The organism is uncultured Arthrobacter sp., assembly GCF_964021775.1.
In the GTDB taxonomy this organism is placed as follows: Bacteria; Actinomycetota; Actinomycetes; order Actinomycetales; family Micrococcaceae; genus Arthrobacter.
This window is the reverse complement of sequence record NZ_CAXHZI010000003.1, coordinates 159,871-174,848: the sequence shown is the minus strand read 5'-3', so window position 1 is coordinate 174,848 and position 14,978 is coordinate 159,871. Positions and strand designations below refer to the sequence as shown.

17 protein-coding genes are annotated in these 14,978 nt (G+C 69.0%); 11 read left to right on the top strand and 6 right to left on the bottom strand.

What is annotated here, in order from left to right; translation table 11 throughout:
* Positions 1–3: 3 nt before the first annotated feature.
* Together ABIN76_RS04405 and ABIN76_RS04400 are read right to left on the bottom strand one after the other, a co-directional pair.
* Positions 4–1,719, bottom strand: a complete 1,716-nt coding sequence (locus ABIN76_RS04405) for a urocanate hydratase (protein WP_346958503.1) — start codon at positions 1,717–1,719, stop codon at positions 4–6.
* Positions 1,720–1,880: 161 nt separating this feature from the next.
* A complete protein-coding gene (locus tag ABIN76_RS04400) occupies positions 1,881–2,801 on the bottom strand; it encodes an IclR family transcriptional regulator (protein ID WP_346958502.1) in 921 nt (306 codons plus the stop codon).
* A gap of 173 nt (positions 2,802–2,974) precedes the next feature.
* On the opposite strand from ABIN76_RS04400, the gene ABIN76_RS04395 reads away from it, so the two are divergent.
* The 4 genes from ABIN76_RS04395 to ABIN76_RS04380 all read left to right on the top strand — a co-directional run bounded on the left by ABIN76_RS04395 (position 2,975) and on the right by ABIN76_RS04380 (position 4,466).
* Positions 2,975–3,313: a hypothetical protein gene (locus ABIN76_RS04395; RefSeq protein ID WP_346958501.1), complete on the top strand. Its 339-nt coding sequence runs from the start codon at positions 2,975–2,977 to the stop codon at positions 3,311–3,313.
* A 50-nt stretch (positions 3,314–3,363) separates the two neighbouring features.
* On the top strand, positions 3,364–3,789 hold the full coding sequence (locus ABIN76_RS04390; protein ID WP_346958500.1) for a hypothetical protein: 426 nt from the start codon (positions 3,364–3,366) through the stop codon (positions 3,787–3,789).
* A 102-nt stretch (positions 3,790–3,891) separates the two neighbouring features.
* The gene (locus tag ABIN76_RS04385; RefSeq protein ID WP_346958499.1) at positions 3,892–4,173 is read left to right on the top strand and encodes a hypothetical protein; all 282 of its coding nucleotides are present in this window, start codon (positions 3,892–3,894) and stop codon (positions 4,171–4,173) included.
* A gap of 98 nt (positions 4,174–4,271) precedes the next feature.
* Positions 4,272–4,466 carry a helix-turn-helix domain-containing protein gene (locus ABIN76_RS04380; RefSeq protein ID WP_346958498.1) on the top strand — a complete coding sequence of 65 codons (195 nt, stop codon included), beginning with the start codon at positions 4,272–4,274 and terminating at the stop codon, positions 4,464–4,466.
* A 45-nt stretch (positions 4,467–4,511) separates the two neighbouring features.
* Here ABIN76_RS04380 and ABIN76_RS04375 read toward each other — a convergent pair whose 3' ends face one another.
* From ABIN76_RS04375 to ABIN76_RS04365, 3 genes are all read right to left on the bottom strand, one after another.
* Positions 4,512–5,144: a flavin reductase family protein gene (locus ABIN76_RS04375; protein ID WP_346958497.1), complete on the bottom strand. Its 633-nt coding sequence runs from the start codon at positions 5,142–5,144 to the stop codon at positions 4,512–4,514.
* Positions 5,145–5,304: 160 nt separating this feature from the next.
* Positions 5,305–6,054, bottom strand: coding sequence for a 3-hydroxybutyrate dehydrogenase (locus ABIN76_RS04370; protein ID WP_346958496.1), 750 nt, complete (start codon positions 6,052–6,054; stop codon positions 5,305–5,307).
* A 63-nt stretch (positions 6,055–6,117) separates the two neighbouring features.
* The gene (locus ABIN76_RS04365) at positions 6,118–7,497 is read right to left on the bottom strand and encodes an MFS transporter (protein WP_346958495.1); all 1,380 of its coding nucleotides are present in this window, start codon (positions 7,495–7,497) and stop codon (positions 6,118–6,120) included.
* A gap of 133 nt (positions 7,498–7,630) precedes the next feature.
* On the opposite strand from ABIN76_RS04365, the gene ABIN76_RS04360 reads away from it, so the two are divergent.
* Positions 7,631–8,548, top strand: a complete 918-nt coding sequence (locus tag ABIN76_RS04360; protein ID WP_346958494.1) for a LysR family transcriptional regulator — start codon at positions 7,631–7,633, stop codon at positions 8,546–8,548.
* Between the two features lie 28 nt (positions 8,549–8,576).
* Here the strand turns inward: ABIN76_RS04360 and ABIN76_RS04355 are convergent, their stop codons facing one another.
* A complete protein-coding gene (locus ABIN76_RS04355) occupies positions 8,577–9,479 on the bottom strand; it encodes a fused MFS/spermidine synthase (protein ID WP_346958651.1) in 903 nt (300 codons plus the stop codon).
* 180 nt (positions 9,480–9,659) lie between these two features.
* Here ABIN76_RS04355 and ABIN76_RS04350 point away from each other — a divergent pair, with 180 nt between their 5' ends.
* From ABIN76_RS04350 to ABIN76_RS04325, 6 genes are all read left to right on the top strand, one after another.
* Positions 9,660–10,520: a hypothetical protein gene (locus ABIN76_RS04350; RefSeq protein WP_346958493.1), complete on the top strand. Its 861-nt coding sequence runs from the start codon at positions 9,660–9,662 to the stop codon at positions 10,518–10,520.
* Complete coding sequence (locus ABIN76_RS04345) at positions 10,517–10,948, top strand: phage holin family protein (RefSeq protein ID WP_346958492.1); 432 nt, start codon at positions 10,517–10,519, stop codon at positions 10,946–10,948. Before ABIN76_RS04350 ends, ABIN76_RS04345 begins: the two co-directional genes overlap by 4 nt.
* Before the next feature lie 15 nt (positions 10,949–10,963).
* Positions 10,964–11,560 carry a DUF3618 domain-containing protein gene (locus ABIN76_RS04340; RefSeq protein ID WP_346958491.1) on the top strand — a complete coding sequence of 199 codons (597 nt, stop codon included), beginning with the start codon at positions 10,964–10,966 and terminating at the stop codon, positions 11,558–11,560.
* Between the two features lie 82 nt (positions 11,561–11,642).
* Positions 11,643–12,797, top strand: coding sequence for a YihY/virulence factor BrkB family protein (locus ABIN76_RS04335; RefSeq protein WP_346958490.1), 1,155 nt, complete (start codon positions 11,643–11,645; stop codon positions 12,795–12,797).
* 246 nt (positions 12,798–13,043) lie between these two features.
* Positions 13,044–13,895, top strand: a complete 852-nt coding sequence (locus tag ABIN76_RS04330) for a universal stress protein (protein WP_346958489.1) — start codon at positions 13,044–13,046, stop codon at positions 13,893–13,895.
* 69 nt (positions 13,896–13,964) lie between these two features.
* The gene (locus ABIN76_RS04325) at positions 13,965–14,969 is read left to right on the top strand and encodes a zinc-dependent alcohol dehydrogenase family protein (protein WP_346958488.1); all 1,005 of its coding nucleotides are present in this window, start codon (positions 13,965–13,967) and stop codon (positions 14,967–14,969) included.
* Positions 14,970–14,978: the final 9 nt, after the last annotated feature.

Below are 14,978 nucleotides of genomic sequence, written 5' to 3'. Positions count from 1 at the left end.
TTCCTACTTCTTTGCTTCTGCGGAGTCCGTGGGGAGCATCGGGATGCGGACGCCGCGTTCTTTCGCGACCTCGACGGCGCGCTCGTAGCCGGCGTCGGCGTGGCGGATGACGCCCATGCCGGGGTCATTGGTGAGCAGGCGTTCGAGCTTCTCCGCAGCGAGGTCCGTGCCGTCGGCCACGGAGACCTGGCCGGCGTGGATGGAGCGGCCGATCCCGACGCCGCCGCCGTGGTGGATGGAGACCCAGGTGGCGCCGGACGCCGTGTTGAGCAGCGCGTTCAGCAGCGGCCAGTCGGCGATCGCGTCGGAGCCGTCCGCCATCGCCTCGGTCTCACGGTACGGGGAGGCGACTGAGCCCGAGTCCAGGTGGTCGCGGCCGATCACGATGGGCGCCTTGACCTTGCCCTCCCTGACTAGCTGGTTGAACAGCAGTCCGGCCTTGGCGCGGTCGCCGTAGCCCAGCCAGCAGATCCGGGCCGGCAGGCCCTCGAACTCCACGCGCTCGGCGGCGGCGTCGATCCAGCGGTGCAGGTGCTTGTTCTCCGGGAAGAGTTCCTTGATGGCCTTGTCCGTGACCGCGATGTCCTCCGGGTCACCGGAGAGTGCCACCCAGCGGAACGGGCCCAGGCCCTCGCAGAACAGCGGCCGGATGTACGCCGGGACGAAGCCGGGGAACTCGAAGGCCCGGTTGTAGCCGCCCTTGCGGGCTTCGTCGCGGATGGAGTTGCCGTAGTCGAACACCTCGGCGCCGGCATCCTGGAACTCGACCATGGCCTGGACGTGCCTGGCCATCGAGGCCTGGGCCTTCTTGGTGAAGCCCTCGGGATCGGCTGCGGCCTCGCTGTGCCATTCCTCGACCGTGATGCCCTCGGGCAGGTAGCTCAGCGGGTCGTGCGCGGAAGTCTGGTCAGTGACGATGTCCACGGTGAGCTCGCCGGCGTTGTGGCGGCGCAGGATCTCGGGGAACACCTCGGCGGCGTTGCCGACATAGCCGACGGACCAGCCGCGGCGCTCTTCCTTGGCTTTGAGCACCTTGGCGATGGCGGCGTCGAGGTCGGTCTCCACCTCGTCGAGGTAGCGCTTGCCGGCGCGTCGGCGCAGGTGGCTCTCGTCGACGTCGACAATCAGGCAGGCGCCCTCGTTCAGGGTGACGGCGAGCGGCTGCGCGCCGCCCATGCCGCCGCAGCCGCCGGTGAGGGTCAAGGTGCCGGCGAGGGTGCCGTTTTCGTCCCCGGTGAGCTTGCGGGCGATCGCGGCGAAGGTCTCGAAGGTGCCCTGCAGGATGCCCTGGGTGCCGATGTAGATCCAGGACCCGGCGGTCATCTGGCCGTACATCATCAGCCCCTCGGCCTCGAGCCGGCGGAATTCGGGCCAGTTCGCCCAGTCGCCGACGAGGTTGGAGTTCGCCAGCAGCACCCGGGGCGCCCATTCGTTGGTGCGGAAAACGCCGACCGGCTTGCCGGACTGGACCAGCAGGGTTTCGTCCTTTTCCATGGTTTCCAGGGTGCGGGTGATCGCGTCGAACGCCGCCCAGCTGCGGACGGCGCGGCCGGTGCCGCCGTAGACCACCAGGTCATCAGGGCGTTCGGCCACCTCGGGGTCCAGGTTGTTCATCAGCATGCGCAGCGGGGCTTCGGTCTGCCAGCTCTTGGCGGTGAGCTCGGTGCCGCGGGCTGCTTTGACCGGGCGGGCACCGGTGGTGAAGTCGGCGGGTGCCATGAGGGGCTCCTTTGTTGTCTCGGGTGGTTCCTGGCAAGAGGTTCTGTATCAACTAAAGCCTGTCCGCAGCCCCGGAAACAGGGGCTTCCGGCGGGTGCTGTCCGGGATTCCAGACCCGACCGGCTCGCGGTTGGCGTCGATTTGAGCGCCCGGAACGGCAACTAGAGCGAGCTGGTTAGGCTGGGGCGCCCATGGATCCGGACCGAGAGATCGTCCGCCACCTTCTTGACCCGCGCGGCCAGCACCGGCCACTGGTCCGCCGGCAGCTTGTCCTCCAGAAACGTCACGGCTACGGCGGCCGTCGGCCAGCCCGCGTGGTCCGTGACGGCGGCCGCGATCGAACCAAAGCCCGGCGTCACCTCGCCGTGTTCCGTGGCGTAGCCCCGCTGCCGGACCTGGTCCAGGTGGGAGGACAAGGCCGAGTACTTGGTGATCGGTGATTCGGTCTCGTGCCGGGCACTGAAAGCCGCGGCGTTCGGGTACAGCGCGCGGACCTGGGACTTCGGCAGCGCGGCCAGGATCGCGCGTCCGCTCGCGGTGAGGTGGCTGGGCAGCCGGACGCCGACGTCGGTCACGAGGGAGGGGCGGTTCTTGGCCCGCTCCTCGACGATGTAGAGCACGTCCCGGCCGTGCAGCACGGCCAGGTGCGCGCTCTCCCCGATCACGTCCACGAGCGATGCGAGCATGGGCCGGCCCAGCCGGGAAAGCGGCTCCTGGCGTGAATAGGCGGAGCTGAGCTCGAAGGCGCTGATGCCGAGGCCGTAGCGCTGTTCTTCGTGTAGGTGGAGCACGAATCCGTTCGCCTCCATCACCCCCAGCAGGTGGTAGACGCTGGAGCGGGGCAGGCCCAGGGAGGTGGCAATGTTCGACGCCGCCATCGGCCCGCGCTTGGAGGCCAGCAGTTTCAGGATGCGCAGCGTATTTTCGGCAGCAGGTACCTTGGACGCCGCCCTGGCGGCGGACGGCTTCGGTACGGCCGCGTTCGGTACGGGGCTGGCGGCTTCCCCGGGCTGGGCAGTGCGGCTGGCGGCAGGCATGTGTTCCTCTTCGACGTCGGGCGGTGTCCGGTATCCCGTACTCAAGCATGCACCCGGCCCGCTGCCGCCGGGATCGCGTCGCCGCACCCTCCTGTCTGGGATACCGGACTTTCGCCCGGGTACGTGGCGGGGCCCGGCCCGCGGGACTTCCGCCCCTAGCCCGGCCGCGGGGGCGGCGCTTCACTGAAAGGAGCCGCCGGAACACCAGGAGGACCGCCGTGCGCTGGATCGCAGGACTGTTCTTAATCGCCCACGGCCTCGTTCACCTCGCTATCTGGCTGCCGCGGCCGGACGCGAAGGCCCCGTTCGACGTCGGCCGCTCCCCCTTCGCTGGGGAGGTGCGCCGGCTCGCTGTTGCCCTGGCCGTCGCCGCCGCGGCGGTGCTGGGGCTGGCCGGCCTGGGCGTCCTGGTGGCGGCGCCGTGGTGGATCCCGGTCACGGTCGCCGGGGCAGCAATCTCATCCGCGCTGCTGCTGCTCACGTTCAACACGTGGTGGCTGATCGGGCTGGGCATCAACACAGCCATCATCGTGCTCACCATGCAGCAGGCCGGGTGACGGGCGTGAAAAGCGTGCGGCCAGGGCTGCAGGGGGCGGGGCTGAGAGCGGTGAAGACGGTCCACACCCTGGCGTGGTTCACGATCGAATCGGCGATGGTCTATGTCCTGTACGCCGGATTCCGGGGACATTCCGACCGGAGGGCGGGCCTTGCTGGCGCCATCGTCCTCGCCGAAACTGCGGTCTTTGCGGGCAACGGCTTCCATTGCCCGCTGACGGCGGTGGCTCAGCGACTGGGCGATGCCACCGGATCCGTCACCGACATCGATTTGCCGAAGTGGTTTGCCCGGAACCTCCCGGCGATCCACGTCCCGCTGATCGTGCTGGCAGTAGCTTTCCACTGGCGCAACCTCCGCCGTCTGCCACCGCTCGGCCGGCGCGGCGCTGCCACGCGAGTATCAGCTGCGACCGTCCAAGTAGTCCGTGGTGAAGATGAGGTAAATGTTACTCGTGTTACTGGAGGGAGTCATCCCTAGAGTGGCGTGACGGGGGCACCGGGGCAGGGATGGCCGGGCTGGGGGCCCGGCCCCGCCGGTTCCCCCGCGAAGGGGTTCGGTTCGCAGGCAAGGAGCACTCCGATGAGCATTTCCCCAGCACAGCCAATCAGCTCAGCACAACCAGCACGTCCGCGGCCGGCCGGGCGTATTGGCCGGACACTCAGGCAGGCCGTCCACCGCCTGCGCGAGGGCCGCGTCCCGTTCCGGATCGGCGAGGTGGTGGTGGGTGACGACCCTTTCAACGGCCGCCGGGAGGGGAGGGTGGAGGTCATCCGGGCCCCGTACGTCGGGCTGCGCATCCCCGGCACACCGGCCGGAAGCCTGGTTTTCTTCGACCACCGGAACGTACGGCGCCCCGAGTAGATCCCGTCCACGGTCACACCACACCGCGCACCTGCCCGTGCCGGGCAAAGGGGCGGCCGGGGGCAAGGTATGCCGTTCGCATTAAGGAGATCATGTCCATGTTCGCTGCAGATGCCGTGCCCGTTTACCTGACCGCCGCCGAGGTGGCGGTGATGATGCGGGTGTCCAAGATGACCGTCTACAGACTGGTCAAATCCCAGGCCCTGGCGGCAGTCCGCTTCGGAAAGTCCTACCGCATCCCGGAAGCGGCGGTCCGGGATTACATCCGGCAGACCGCCACACCCGCCTCCTGACAGCATCAGGCCGGCGGTCGACGGCGGCCCGCGCCGGTGCGGGCGTTACGCCTCCCGTTCGCCCCTCCGCCGGAAGTCGCCCGGCCAGTCGGACTTCCGGATCCGGCCGAGTTCCTGAACCGGCCCCAGGTGCCCCCACTCGTCGCGCCCCAGCCGGGCCAGCGGCCCGAGCAGGTCGATCCGCGGGTGGTTGCCCTCCAGGACATCGGCAGAGACCGCGGCGTGGGTAACTTCGCCGAACACCAGGACGCAGTCGCCCATGGGCAGGATCGAATGCAGCCGGCACTCCAGTGCCGCCGGCGACTCCGCCACCCGCGGCACGCTGACGGTCAGGCTGGCCTCCCGGGTGACGTGGGCGGCGTCGAACTCGCTGACTTCCGGCGGGAAGTTGGTGCCGGTCGCGTTGACCTCGGCGATGAAATCAGCTGGCGCAAGATTGACCACAAATTCGCCGCGCGCGGAGATGTTCCGCAGCGTGTCCTTCCGGCCCACCGAGGTGAACTGGACGATTGGCGGTGTCACCGACGCAACAGTGAAGAAGGAATGCGGAGCGAGATTGTCCACCCCGTCGGCGGAGGTGCTGGACACCCAGGCAATGGGACGGGGAACGACGACGGCGGTCAGCAGCCGGTAAAACTCTGCGGAGGGCAGGTCGGCGGGGCTGAAATCCTTGCGCATGCCCCCAGCCTAGCGGCACGCCCCCGCCGGCAATCCCGCCCCGGCCAGCATGCCCGGCCGCCAAGCCGGGCGGGACTGACAGACAACGGACCCGCCCGGGCAGTTGCGCCCGGGCGGGTCAGAGCCAGCGCGTCAGAGCCGGCAGGTCAGAGTTAGCGGCCTACCGCGCGGACCAGCCGCCGTCCATCGTGTAGCTCGCACCGGTGACCATGCCGGCGTCGTTCGAGGCCAGCCAGGCCACCAGCGAGGCGACCTCCTCCGGTTCGACCAGCCGCTTCACGGCGGCCTCGGTGAGCATGATCTTGCTCAGCACCTCGGACTCCGGAATGCCGTGCACCTTGGCCTGGTCCGCAATCTGCGATTCGACCAGCGGAGTCCGGACATACCCGGGGTTGATGCAGTTGGACGTGACGCCGTGGGCGCCGCCCTCCAGCGCCGTGACCTTGCTCAGCCCTTCCAGCCCATGCTTGGCCGAGACGTAGGCGCTCTTGAACGGCGAGGCCCGGAGTCCGTGCACCGAGGACAGGTTGATGATCCGGCCGAAGCCGTTGGCGTACATGTGCGGCAGCGCGGCCCGGATCAGCAGGAACGGGGCCTCCAGCATGAGCGTGACGATGCGCCGGAAGTCGGCCGGATCAAAGTCCTCGATCGGGCTGATGCGCTGGATCCCGGCGTTGTTGACCAGGATGTCGCAATCCAGGCTGAGCGTCTGCAGCGCTTCGACGTCGAGCAGGTTGACCGCCCACGCGGTCCCCCCGACCTCGTCGGCCAGGGCGGTGGCGGCGGCTTCGTCGACGTCGGCAACCACCACCTTCGCGCCCCGCGCGGCGAGGGCACGGACGCTGGCCGCGCCGATCCCGCCCGCGCCGCCGGTGACCAGTGCCTTGCGGCCGTTGAGCGTATTTTCCATTTTCCCAGCCCTCCAGTTCAGAAATTCACGGTGATCAGATTCAAGCAGGTCAGAGTCGAGCAGTCAGCGGGCGCCCGCGACGGCGAGGCCTTCACGTTCCGCGTCGGCCCGGTCCACGTCCTCGAGGGCGATGCCCTTGGTCTCCTTGAGGCTGAGCACCGCCGCCGTGGTGATGGCACAGGCCACGACAAGGTAGATGGCGGTGGGCAGCCAGGAGCCGGTGTCCTTGAGCCAGGCGGTGGCCAGCAGCGGCGCCAGCGAGCCGGCGAAGATCGAGGTGACCTGCGAGCCCAGCGAAACGCCGGCGTAGCGCATCCGGGTGGGGAACAGTTCCGACATGAGGGCCGGCTGGCCGGCGTACATGAACGCGTGGAGGCACAGGCCGATCGTCACGGCCAGCACAATGACCACCGGGTTGCGGGTGTCGAACATCGGGAAGGCGAAGAACGGCCAGGTGGCACCGGTGATGGCGCCGACCAGGTAGACCGGCTTGCGGCCCCAGCTGTCCACGAGCCGGCCGACCTGCGGGATGACCAGGAAGTGGATGAGGTGGGCGATCAGCAGTGCCAGCAGCAGCGAGGACGTGTCGTACTTGTGCACGCTCTTGAGGTACACGATCGCGAAGCTCACCACGAGGTAGTACATGATGTTTTCCGCGAGCCGGAGGCCCATGGCCTGCAGGATGCCCTTGGGGTACTTGCGGATCACCTCGCGGACGCCGTAGCTGGCGGCCTGTTCCTGCTCCAGCTGCGCCTTGGCCTCGAGGAAGATCGGGGCTTCGGAGACGTTGGTGCGGATGTAGTAGCCGACGAACACGATCACCGCGGAGAGCCAGAACGCCACGCGCCAGCCCCAGCCAAGGAAATCGGCGGCGCTGAGGACATTGGACATGATGAACAGGACGAGGGTGGCCAGCAGGTTGCCGACCGGGACGGCGGCCTGGGGCCAGCTGGACCAGAAGCCGCGGGACTCGTTCGGGCTGTGTTCTGCCACGAGCAGCACGGCGCCGCCCCATTCGCCGCCCAGCGCGAAGCCCTGGATGAAGCGCAGCGCGACCAGCAGGGCCGGCGCGAGGTAGCCGATGTCGGCGAAGCCCGGCAGGCAGCCCATCAGGAACGTGGACACACCGATGATCACGATGGTCAGCTGCAGGGTGGGCTTGCGGCCCAGCTTGTCGCCGATCTGGCCGAAGACGATGCCGCCGAGCGGGCGGGCGACGAAGCCGACAGCGTAGGTCAGGAATGCCTGGATGATGCCGTCCAGCTCATTGCCGGTGGCGGGGAAGAAGTACTTGCCGAACACCAGGGTGGCGGCGGTGGCGTAGAGGAAGAATTCGTACCATTCCACGACTGTGCCGACCATCGATGCGGCGACGATTTTCTTGAGGCCTGCGCCCTTGGCGGGTGCGGCGGGGGGTGTTGCGGAGCGTTGATCTACGCTCATCTGGTTCTCCTTAGTGTCCACGATGACACGCGCTGTGATGCACGGCACTGAAATTGGGCCTCATCGAGTATCGCCGCACATTCCGGGCGGCTCAATGGCCAAAGCGGCACGATGTGTGTGCAGAATTGCAGATATGAATGCGAATCCTGATGACCTGCTGGTGCTGCTGGCGGTCTCCCGCTCGGCGAAATTTACGACGGCGGCCCAGGTCCTCGGCCTGAACCACACCACGGTTTCGCGCCGGATCGCGGCCCTGGAGAAGGCCCTCGGCGGACGCGTGCTCTCTCGCGCCTCGGGCGGCTGGGAACTGACCGAACTCGGCGCCGCGGCGGTCGCCGTCGCCGAACAGGTCGAAGGCGCGGTGCGCTCGCTCGAAAAGCCGGGATCGACGCCGGACCCGGTCACCGGCGTCGTCCGGATGACGGCAACCGACGGGTTCAGCGCCTATATCGCCGCCCCCGCGGTGGCGCGACTGCGCCGCGACCATCCCGGGCTCAGCGTGGAGATCATCACGGTGACCCGGCGCGCGCTGCAGCAGCGCTCCGGGCTGGATATCGAGGTGGTGGTCGGCGAGCCGCAGGTGCACCGGGCCGAGGCGGCCCGGCTCGGCGAATACATGCTGGGCATGTACGCCTCACGGAGCTACCTGGCCGAGTACGGGACGCCGCGGTCGGTGGACGAGCTGAAGGCGCATCCCCTGGTCTACTTCGTCGATTCCATGCTGCAGGTGGACGACCTGGACGCCCCGCGGCGGCTGGTGCCGACCATGCGGGACGGTCTGAGCTCCACCAACGTTTTTGTCCACGTCGAGGCGACGCGGGCCGGGGCCGGCATTGGCTTCCTGCCCTGCTTCGCCGCGGACCTGCACCCGGACCTGGTCAGGCTGCTGCCGGACGAGTTCGCGGAACTGCTCCCCTACTGGATGGTCCTGCGGCCCGACTCGATGCGCCGCCCCGCCGTCGCCGCGCTGGTCCAGGCCCTGCGCGAGCAGACCGACGCGCACCGCGAGGCGCTGATGGGCCGGGCCGGGTACGCAGCGATTGCTCCGTAGGCGCCGTTTTGGGGCCGCAAAAGGGGCGCTACGGAGCAGCCGACGCAGGGTCGTGGCGGACGGCGGCGCCGGCGGCGAACGCCCGCACCCTGTCGTCGTGCCAGATGTGGGCCGGGACCGCGCCGCCCAGCAGCCGGCGCGCGAGGCCGGGGTCGTCGTCGAACGGCGAGTCGCTGCCGGCGATGATCATGTTGCCGTAGCGCCGGCCCTTGAGCATGGCCGGGTCGGCGATGATCACGGTGTGTTCGAAGGCGGCTGCGATCGTTGCGGCGTCCTCCCGCGCGTTGGCCAGGGCGGGGGCGTCGCCGGAGTTCACCAGGTAAATTCCGCCGGGTGCCAGGACGCGCTGGGCGTGCTCGGTGAACTCGCTGGTGGTGAGCGGCCGGGGGGTGAGTGAACCGGCGAAGACGTCGCGGATGATGAGGTCCCGCGTCTGCGGCGTGAGGCTCTCGGTGACCTCGCGGGCCTCCCCCACGCGCAGCCGCAGCAGCGGCGCCTTGGGCAGGTCGAACCAGCCGCGGACGTACTCGGCGAGTTTGCCGTCCAGTTCCACCACCACCTGGCGGGCGTCCGGATAGGCGGCATGGAAGTAGCGTGCCAGTGAGCAGGCTCCCCCGCCAAGGTGCAGGGCACGCAGCTTGGGACGGGCCGCCGGCGGCCAGCGGGATTCCACCAGCGCGGCGATCCAGCGCATGTATTCAAAGTCGAGGAACAGCGGGTCGGCCAGGTCGATGTGCGAGCTCATAACGCCGTTGATCCTCAGCAGCCAGCCGGTTGAATTGTCCTGGTCCGGGATCAGCTCGCAGTCGCCGGTGTCGATGTAATAGACGCCCGCGACGGGGCCGTCCGGGCGCGAGCCTTTCGGCACTTCCACCACTCCCGGCGTCCCGGTTCCGGAGTTGCGGCTGGCCGCTCTGCCCCGTTTGGCCATCAGCCGTGCGCCGTTTCGCTCATGGTCCAACCCTAGCGGCTGGGATTCCCCGAATTTCAGGATCTTCTTGTAATCGGATGCAAAGCGTGCTTACTATTCATTAGTAATCATGCTTACTATTCGCGTTCGGCGCTGCTGGTCTTTCCACCGGCAGCAGATCTACAAGGAAAGAGAGCGACGATGACAGAGAACCAATGGCCCCAGGACACCACCTACGGCACCCCCGGTGTGGCGCAGGGAGAGTCGGACCTGCGGCAGAGCTCGACGTTCCCGCCCGCTTCCACCGGGACTTCAACCGGGACGTCTTCAAAGACCGAGGCCGCCAAGGGCGAAGCCAGCGAAGTGAAGCAGCAGGCCGCGGAATCGGCCCAGAATGTCACCGAAACGGCGAAGGCCGAAGCGGCGAACGTGGCCGGTGAGGTCAAGAGCAACGCAAAGGACCTCATCAACCAGGCGCGCACGGACCTCACCGCCCAGGCCGGCACGCAGCAGCAGAAGGCTGCCCAGGGCCTGCGCTCTATCTCCAGCGAACTGCATACGATGGCTGATGCTTCCGACCAGCCCGGCGTCGCGACCGACCTGATCCGGCAGGCCGCCGAACGGTCACAGTCCGTGGCTACCTGGCTGGACAACCGCGACCCGGGTTCGCTGCTCAGCGAAGTGAAGTCCTTTGCCCGCCAGCGCCCCGGCACCTTCCTGCTGGCCGCTGCCGGCGCCGGCATCCTGGCCGGACGCCTGAGCCGCAGCCTCAGCGCGGGCGCCCCTGACACGGCAACCACGGGCACCACCGGCACCCCGGCGCAGTACAGCGCACCGGTCACCCGGGTCCCGGACACCGGCGTCGCGGTCCCCCCGCCGCCGGTAACCTACCCGGAAACCACGACCGCCGGCGTCGCCGATACCTACCCGCCCAGCCCGCTTGAGGGCACCGGTGCGCACGCCGACCAGTGGGCAAACGACCCGCTGGCCGCCGATCCGTACCGGATCGATCCCACCGTCGATCCCGACCGTAAGGATCCGTTCGACGGAGGCCGTCGATGAGCAGCGAGATGCCCACGGGCGCCCCGATGCCTCCCTCGGAGGCCCACGTGAAAGCGGAGACCAGTTCCCTGGGCGACCTGCTCGGTGACGTCACACGGGACATGTCCACCCTGATGCGTCAGGAAGTGGAACTTGCCAAGGCCGAACTGAAGCAGACCACCAGCCGGGCCGGCAAAGGCAGCGGTATGCTTGCCGGCGCCGGAGTCGCAGGCCACTTCGTCCTGCTGTTCCTCTCCCTCGCCCTCTGGTGGGGCCTGGGAACGCTGATGGGGCTGGGATGGTCCGGCGTCGTCGTCGCGATCATCTGGGGCGTCATCGGCGCCGTACTGGCCTCGATGGGCCGCAAGGAACTCAAAGCGATCAAGGGCATGCCCCAGACCGCCGAGACGATCCAGGAAATTCCCCCCACCCTCAAGCCCAGCCACTAGAGCGAGGAAAACACAATGAGTGAAAACCCGGATGCCATCCGCGCCGACATTGAAGCAACCCGCGCCCGGCTCGGCACGAACGTCGACGCCGTGGCCGACAAGGTCACCCCGTCGCACATCGTCCAGCGCCAGACTGACAAGGTCAAGGACGCCGTCTTCGGAGTGAAGGAGAAAGTCATGGGAGCAGCCGACCACACCGCCGGCAACGTGCATTCCGCGGGCGGCAGTGCCGCCTCGCACCTGAACGACGCCGGCTCCGCCGTCGCCGACGCACCGCACCTTGCCAAGACCAAGACCCAGGGCAATCCGCTTGCTGCCGGGCTGATCGCCTTCGGCGCCGGCCTGCTGGTGTCCTCGCTGATTCCGGCGAGCCAGAAGGAACGCGAGGCGGCGGACGCCTTGAAGACTGCCGCCGAGCCGCTCACCACCGAGCTGACCGAGGCTGCCCAGCACGTGGCCGAGGGGCTAAAGGAGCCCGCTCAGGCGGCTATGGAGAACGTCAAGGCAACCGCCACCGACGCCGCCCAGAACGTCAAGGGTGAAGGCCAGAGCGCCGTCTCCGACGTGAAGGACCGCGCGGCCGACGCCAAGGACAACGTCCAGCAGGCCTAGCCCGACCCGGAAGACGGCCGGTTGCCCTCGCTGACGCGCTGGGCAGCCGGCCGCTGCGCTTAACCCACGAAAGAAGATTCCGATGGCCAAGAACCTCACCAAGGCGGACACTGGCTCCATGGACGACGCCGAAACCGCGAAGAGCAGCACCGCCAAAGCCCGGACCGCACCCGCGCCGGACGATGCCCGCAAGCCGGACAGCCCCGGGGACGTCACCAAGCCGTCCTGGAAGTACATCGCGAAAAAGACGTTGCGGGAGTTCACCAAGGACCAGTGCCCCGACCTCGCAGCGTCGCTGACCTATTACTCGGTACTGTCAATCTTCCCGGCGCTGCTGGCGCTGGTGTCCATGCTGGGCATTTTCGGGAACCCCCAGAAAACTACCTCCGCGCTGCTCGATATCGCACAGGGCATCGCCCCGGGCGATACCGTGGACACGATCCGCGGGGTGGTCCAGGACCTGGCAAGCTCGCCGGCCGCCGGCTTCACCCTGATCCTTGGCTTGCTCACCGCTCTCTGGTCCGCGTCCGGCTACGTGGGCGCGTTCGGCCGGGCCATGAACCGGGTCTACGAGATCGATGAGGGCAGGCCGTTCCTCAAGCTGCGCGGCACCATGCTCGGCGTCACGGTCGTCAATCTGCTGATCGTCGTTGTGCTGGCCGCGATGCTGGTGCTCAGCGGCCCGGTGGCGGAATCCGTCGGGAACATGATCGGCCTCGGCGGCGCCTTCCTGGCCGTCTGGAACATCGCCAAATGGCCGGTGATGCTGGTGCTGGTCGTCCTCGCGATCGCCATCCTTTACTACGCCACCCCCAACGTCAAGCAGCCGAAATTCCGCTGGATGAGCATGGGCTCGGCCATCGCCCTGGTGGTCTTCCTGCTGGCCTCCCTCGCTTTCGGTTTCTACGTGGCCAACTTCAGCAGCTACAACAAGACCTACGGTGCGATCGGCGGCGTGATCATCGCGCTGCTCTGGCTCTGGATCCTGAACATGTCGCTGCTCTTCGGCGCCGAGTTCGACGCCGAGACCGAGCGCGGACGCCAGCTCCAGGCCGGCATCGAAGCGGAGGAAACCATCCAGCTGCCGCCGCGCGACACGAAGAAGAGCGACAAGCTGCAGGCGCAGGAGGAAGAGGACATCCGCCGCGGCCGCGAGCTGCGCGAAGAGCACAGCGGCGGCGGGCAGCCCTCCGCGGATTACAGCTCCACCGACCGGAACGGGCGCCGCGAAAGCTAGTACCGGGAGGGGAAGCGCCGAACGGCGTCGGACGCGCGGGATACCCGCCGGCCGGCGCCGTTTCCGCGTCGGGTCACGGCGCCGTTTCCGCGTCCGGCGTCGGGTCACGGCGTCCGGTGCGCACCCCGCAGCCCAGAGTCCCGGCGTCGGGCGCGGGACCAAAGCCCCTAGCCGCCGCGCCGCCTGACCCGCTGTACTGGGGGGACGCACCGCTGGGGGTGCTGCGTCCGCCTACCGGGAGGATCCATGCCGGCACCCGCAGTTGGTCCCCCGCCCGCCGCCGTCGCCGTGGGCTACGACGGTTCAGAATCCTCGCAACTCGCCGTCCGCTGGGCCGCCGAACATGCCGCCGCACTGGGCCTGCGCCTGCGGGTGGTGCACGCCTGGGTCTGGCCGATGTTCACCAAAGATCTTGGCCCGGTCAAGGGAGTGGCCGGCAGCGGTCTCCGGCATTCCGCCGAGACCATCATCGCTGAAGGTGTGGGGCTGGCCCACGGCGTTGACCCGGGACTCGACGTCGAGGGCGTGATGGAGGCCGGACTGCCCGCACAGATCCTGCGGCAGGCCGCCCGGGATGCCGCCCTGCTCGTGGTGGGAAGCCGCGGCATCGGCGGCGTACTCGGGCACCTGGCCGGCTCGGTCTGCCTGGACCTGGCCGGCTCCGCCCCCTGTCCGCTCATGGTGGTCCGCCGCCCGCACCTGCCCGGCAAGCCCGTCGTCGTGGGCGTCGATGCCGCGGCCCGCAGCCCGGTAGTTCTGGCCGAGGCCGCCCGGCTGGCCGCCGCCGTCGGTGCCGAACTGCAGTTGGTCCACGTGGACCCGGGCCGGGGAGGCAACGCGGAGCCGCACGGCCGGCACGCCCCGCTGCACGGCTCGGACCTCCTGGAGCACGCCCTCGGCCAAGCCGGTCGACTCGCCCCCGGGCTGGCGGTCTCCGGGATCCTGAAGGAAGACCACTCCGCGGCCAAGGAACTCGTGGAGGCGGCCGACGAAGCGGACGTGCTGGTGCTGGGCACCCATAACCGTGCCGGAGGCGTCGGCAATACCGTCTCCGCTGTGCTGCACAAGGCCGCCTGCAATGTCATGATTACACGCTGATTCTTAGGCCCCGGGACCCGTGCCTCGTCCAGCCCCGGGGCCGGACGAGGAGCCAGAAAGGGAGGCTCAGTGCGAGCCTGGTGGGTTGCGCAGCCGGGACCGATCGCCACCGGTCCGCTGGTTTCAGGCGAGCGCCCGGACCCCGTCCCCGGCCGCGGCGAAGTACTGGTGCGCGTGCGGGTGTGCGGTGTGTGCCGGACAGACCTGCATCTGGCCGAGGGTGAGCTGGCCCCCAGGCGCCCCGGTGTGGTTCCGGGCCACGAGGTGGTCGGTGAGGTGGTGGGACGCGGCCGCGGCGCGGACCGGTTCCGCCGCGGTGAGCGGGTGGGGGTGGCGTGGCTCGGCGGGACCTGCCGAACCTGCCGGTTCTGCCTGCGCGGGCAGGAAAACCTGTGCTTGTCCCCCACCTTTACCGGCTGGGACCGCGACGGCGGCTACGCCGAACTCATTACCGTCGCCGAGGACTTCGCCTACCGGGTTCCGGAAGCCTTCGACGACGAGGAAGCGGCACCGCTCCTGTGCGCCGGCATCATCGGCTACCGCGCCCTGAGCCGGGCCGAGCTGCCCGTCGGCGGCCGGCTGGGCATCTACGGCTTCGGCGCCTCCGCCCACCTCGCCGCGCAGCTTGCGCTCTACCAGGGGGCCCAGGTCTATGTGATGACGCGGTCTCCGGAGGCGCGGCGGCTGGCTCTGGAGCTCGGCGCCACCTTTGCCGGCGGGGCCGAGGAGGAACCGCCGGACCCGCTCGACGCCGCCATCCTCTTCGCTCCCGCCGGGACTCTGGTGCCGCCGGCGCTGCGTGCCCTCGACCGTGGCGGGACCCTCGCCGTCGCCGGCATCCACCTCAGCGACATTCCGGCCCTGCACTATGCCGAGGAGCTGTTCCAGGAGCGCCAGCTGCGCAGCGTCACCGCCAACACCCGGGCCGACGGTGAGGAGTTCTTCCGCATCGCCGCAGAGATTCCCCTGCGCCCCACCACGGTCGCCTACCCCTTCGACGCTGCCGACCAGGCGCTGCAGGACCTGGCCGCGGACCGGGTCACCGGCGCCGCCGTCATCCGCGTCGCGCCCTGATCCAGTCCC

Excerpts from the sequence above, each read along its gene's own strand:
- ABIN76_RS04405 (WP_346958503.1), bottom strand. The coding sequence starts at position 1,719 with ATGGCACCCGCCGACTTCACCACCGGTGCCCGCCCGGTCAAAGCAGCC.
- ABIN76_RS04385 (WP_346958499.1), top strand. The coding sequence starts at position 3,892 with ATGAGCATTTCCCCAGCACAGCCAATCAGCTCAGCACAACCAGCACGT.
- ABIN76_RS04380 (WP_346958498.1), top strand. The coding sequence starts at position 4,272 with ATGTTCGCTGCAGATGCCGTGCCCGTTTACCTGACCGCCGCCGAGGTG.
- ABIN76_RS04375 (WP_346958497.1), bottom strand. The coding sequence starts at position 5,144 with ATGCGCAAGGATTTCAGCCCCGCCGACCTGCCCTCCGCAGAGTTTTAC.
- ABIN76_RS04370 (WP_346958496.1), bottom strand. The coding sequence starts at position 6,054 with ATGGAAAATACGCTCAACGGCCGCAAGGCACTGGTCACCGGCGGCGCG.
- ABIN76_RS04365 (WP_346958495.1), bottom strand. The coding sequence starts at position 7,497 with ATGAGCGTAGATCAACGCTCCGCAACACCCCCCGCCGCACCCGCCAAG.
- ABIN76_RS04360 (WP_346958494.1), top strand. The coding sequence starts at position 7,631 with ATGAATGCGAATCCTGATGACCTGCTGGTGCTGCTGGCGGTCTCCCGC.
- ABIN76_RS04355 (WP_346958651.1), bottom strand. The coding sequence starts at position 9,479 with ATGGCCAAACGGGGCAGAGCGGCCAGCCGCAACTCCGGAACCGGGACG.
- ABIN76_RS04350 (WP_346958493.1), top strand. The coding sequence starts at position 9,660 with ATGACAGAGAACCAATGGCCCCAGGACACCACCTACGGCACCCCCGGT.
- ABIN76_RS04345 (WP_346958492.1), top strand. The coding sequence starts at position 10,517 with ATGAGCAGCGAGATGCCCACGGGCGCCCCGATGCCTCCCTCGGAGGCC.
- ABIN76_RS04340 (WP_346958491.1), top strand. The coding sequence starts at position 10,964 with ATGAGTGAAAACCCGGATGCCATCCGCGCCGACATTGAAGCAACCCGC.
- ABIN76_RS04335 (WP_346958490.1), top strand. The coding sequence starts at position 11,643 with ATGGCCAAGAACCTCACCAAGGCGGACACTGGCTCCATGGACGACGCC.
- ABIN76_RS04330 (WP_346958489.1), top strand. The coding sequence starts at position 13,044 with ATGCCGGCACCCGCAGTTGGTCCCCCGCCCGCCGCCGTCGCCGTGGGC.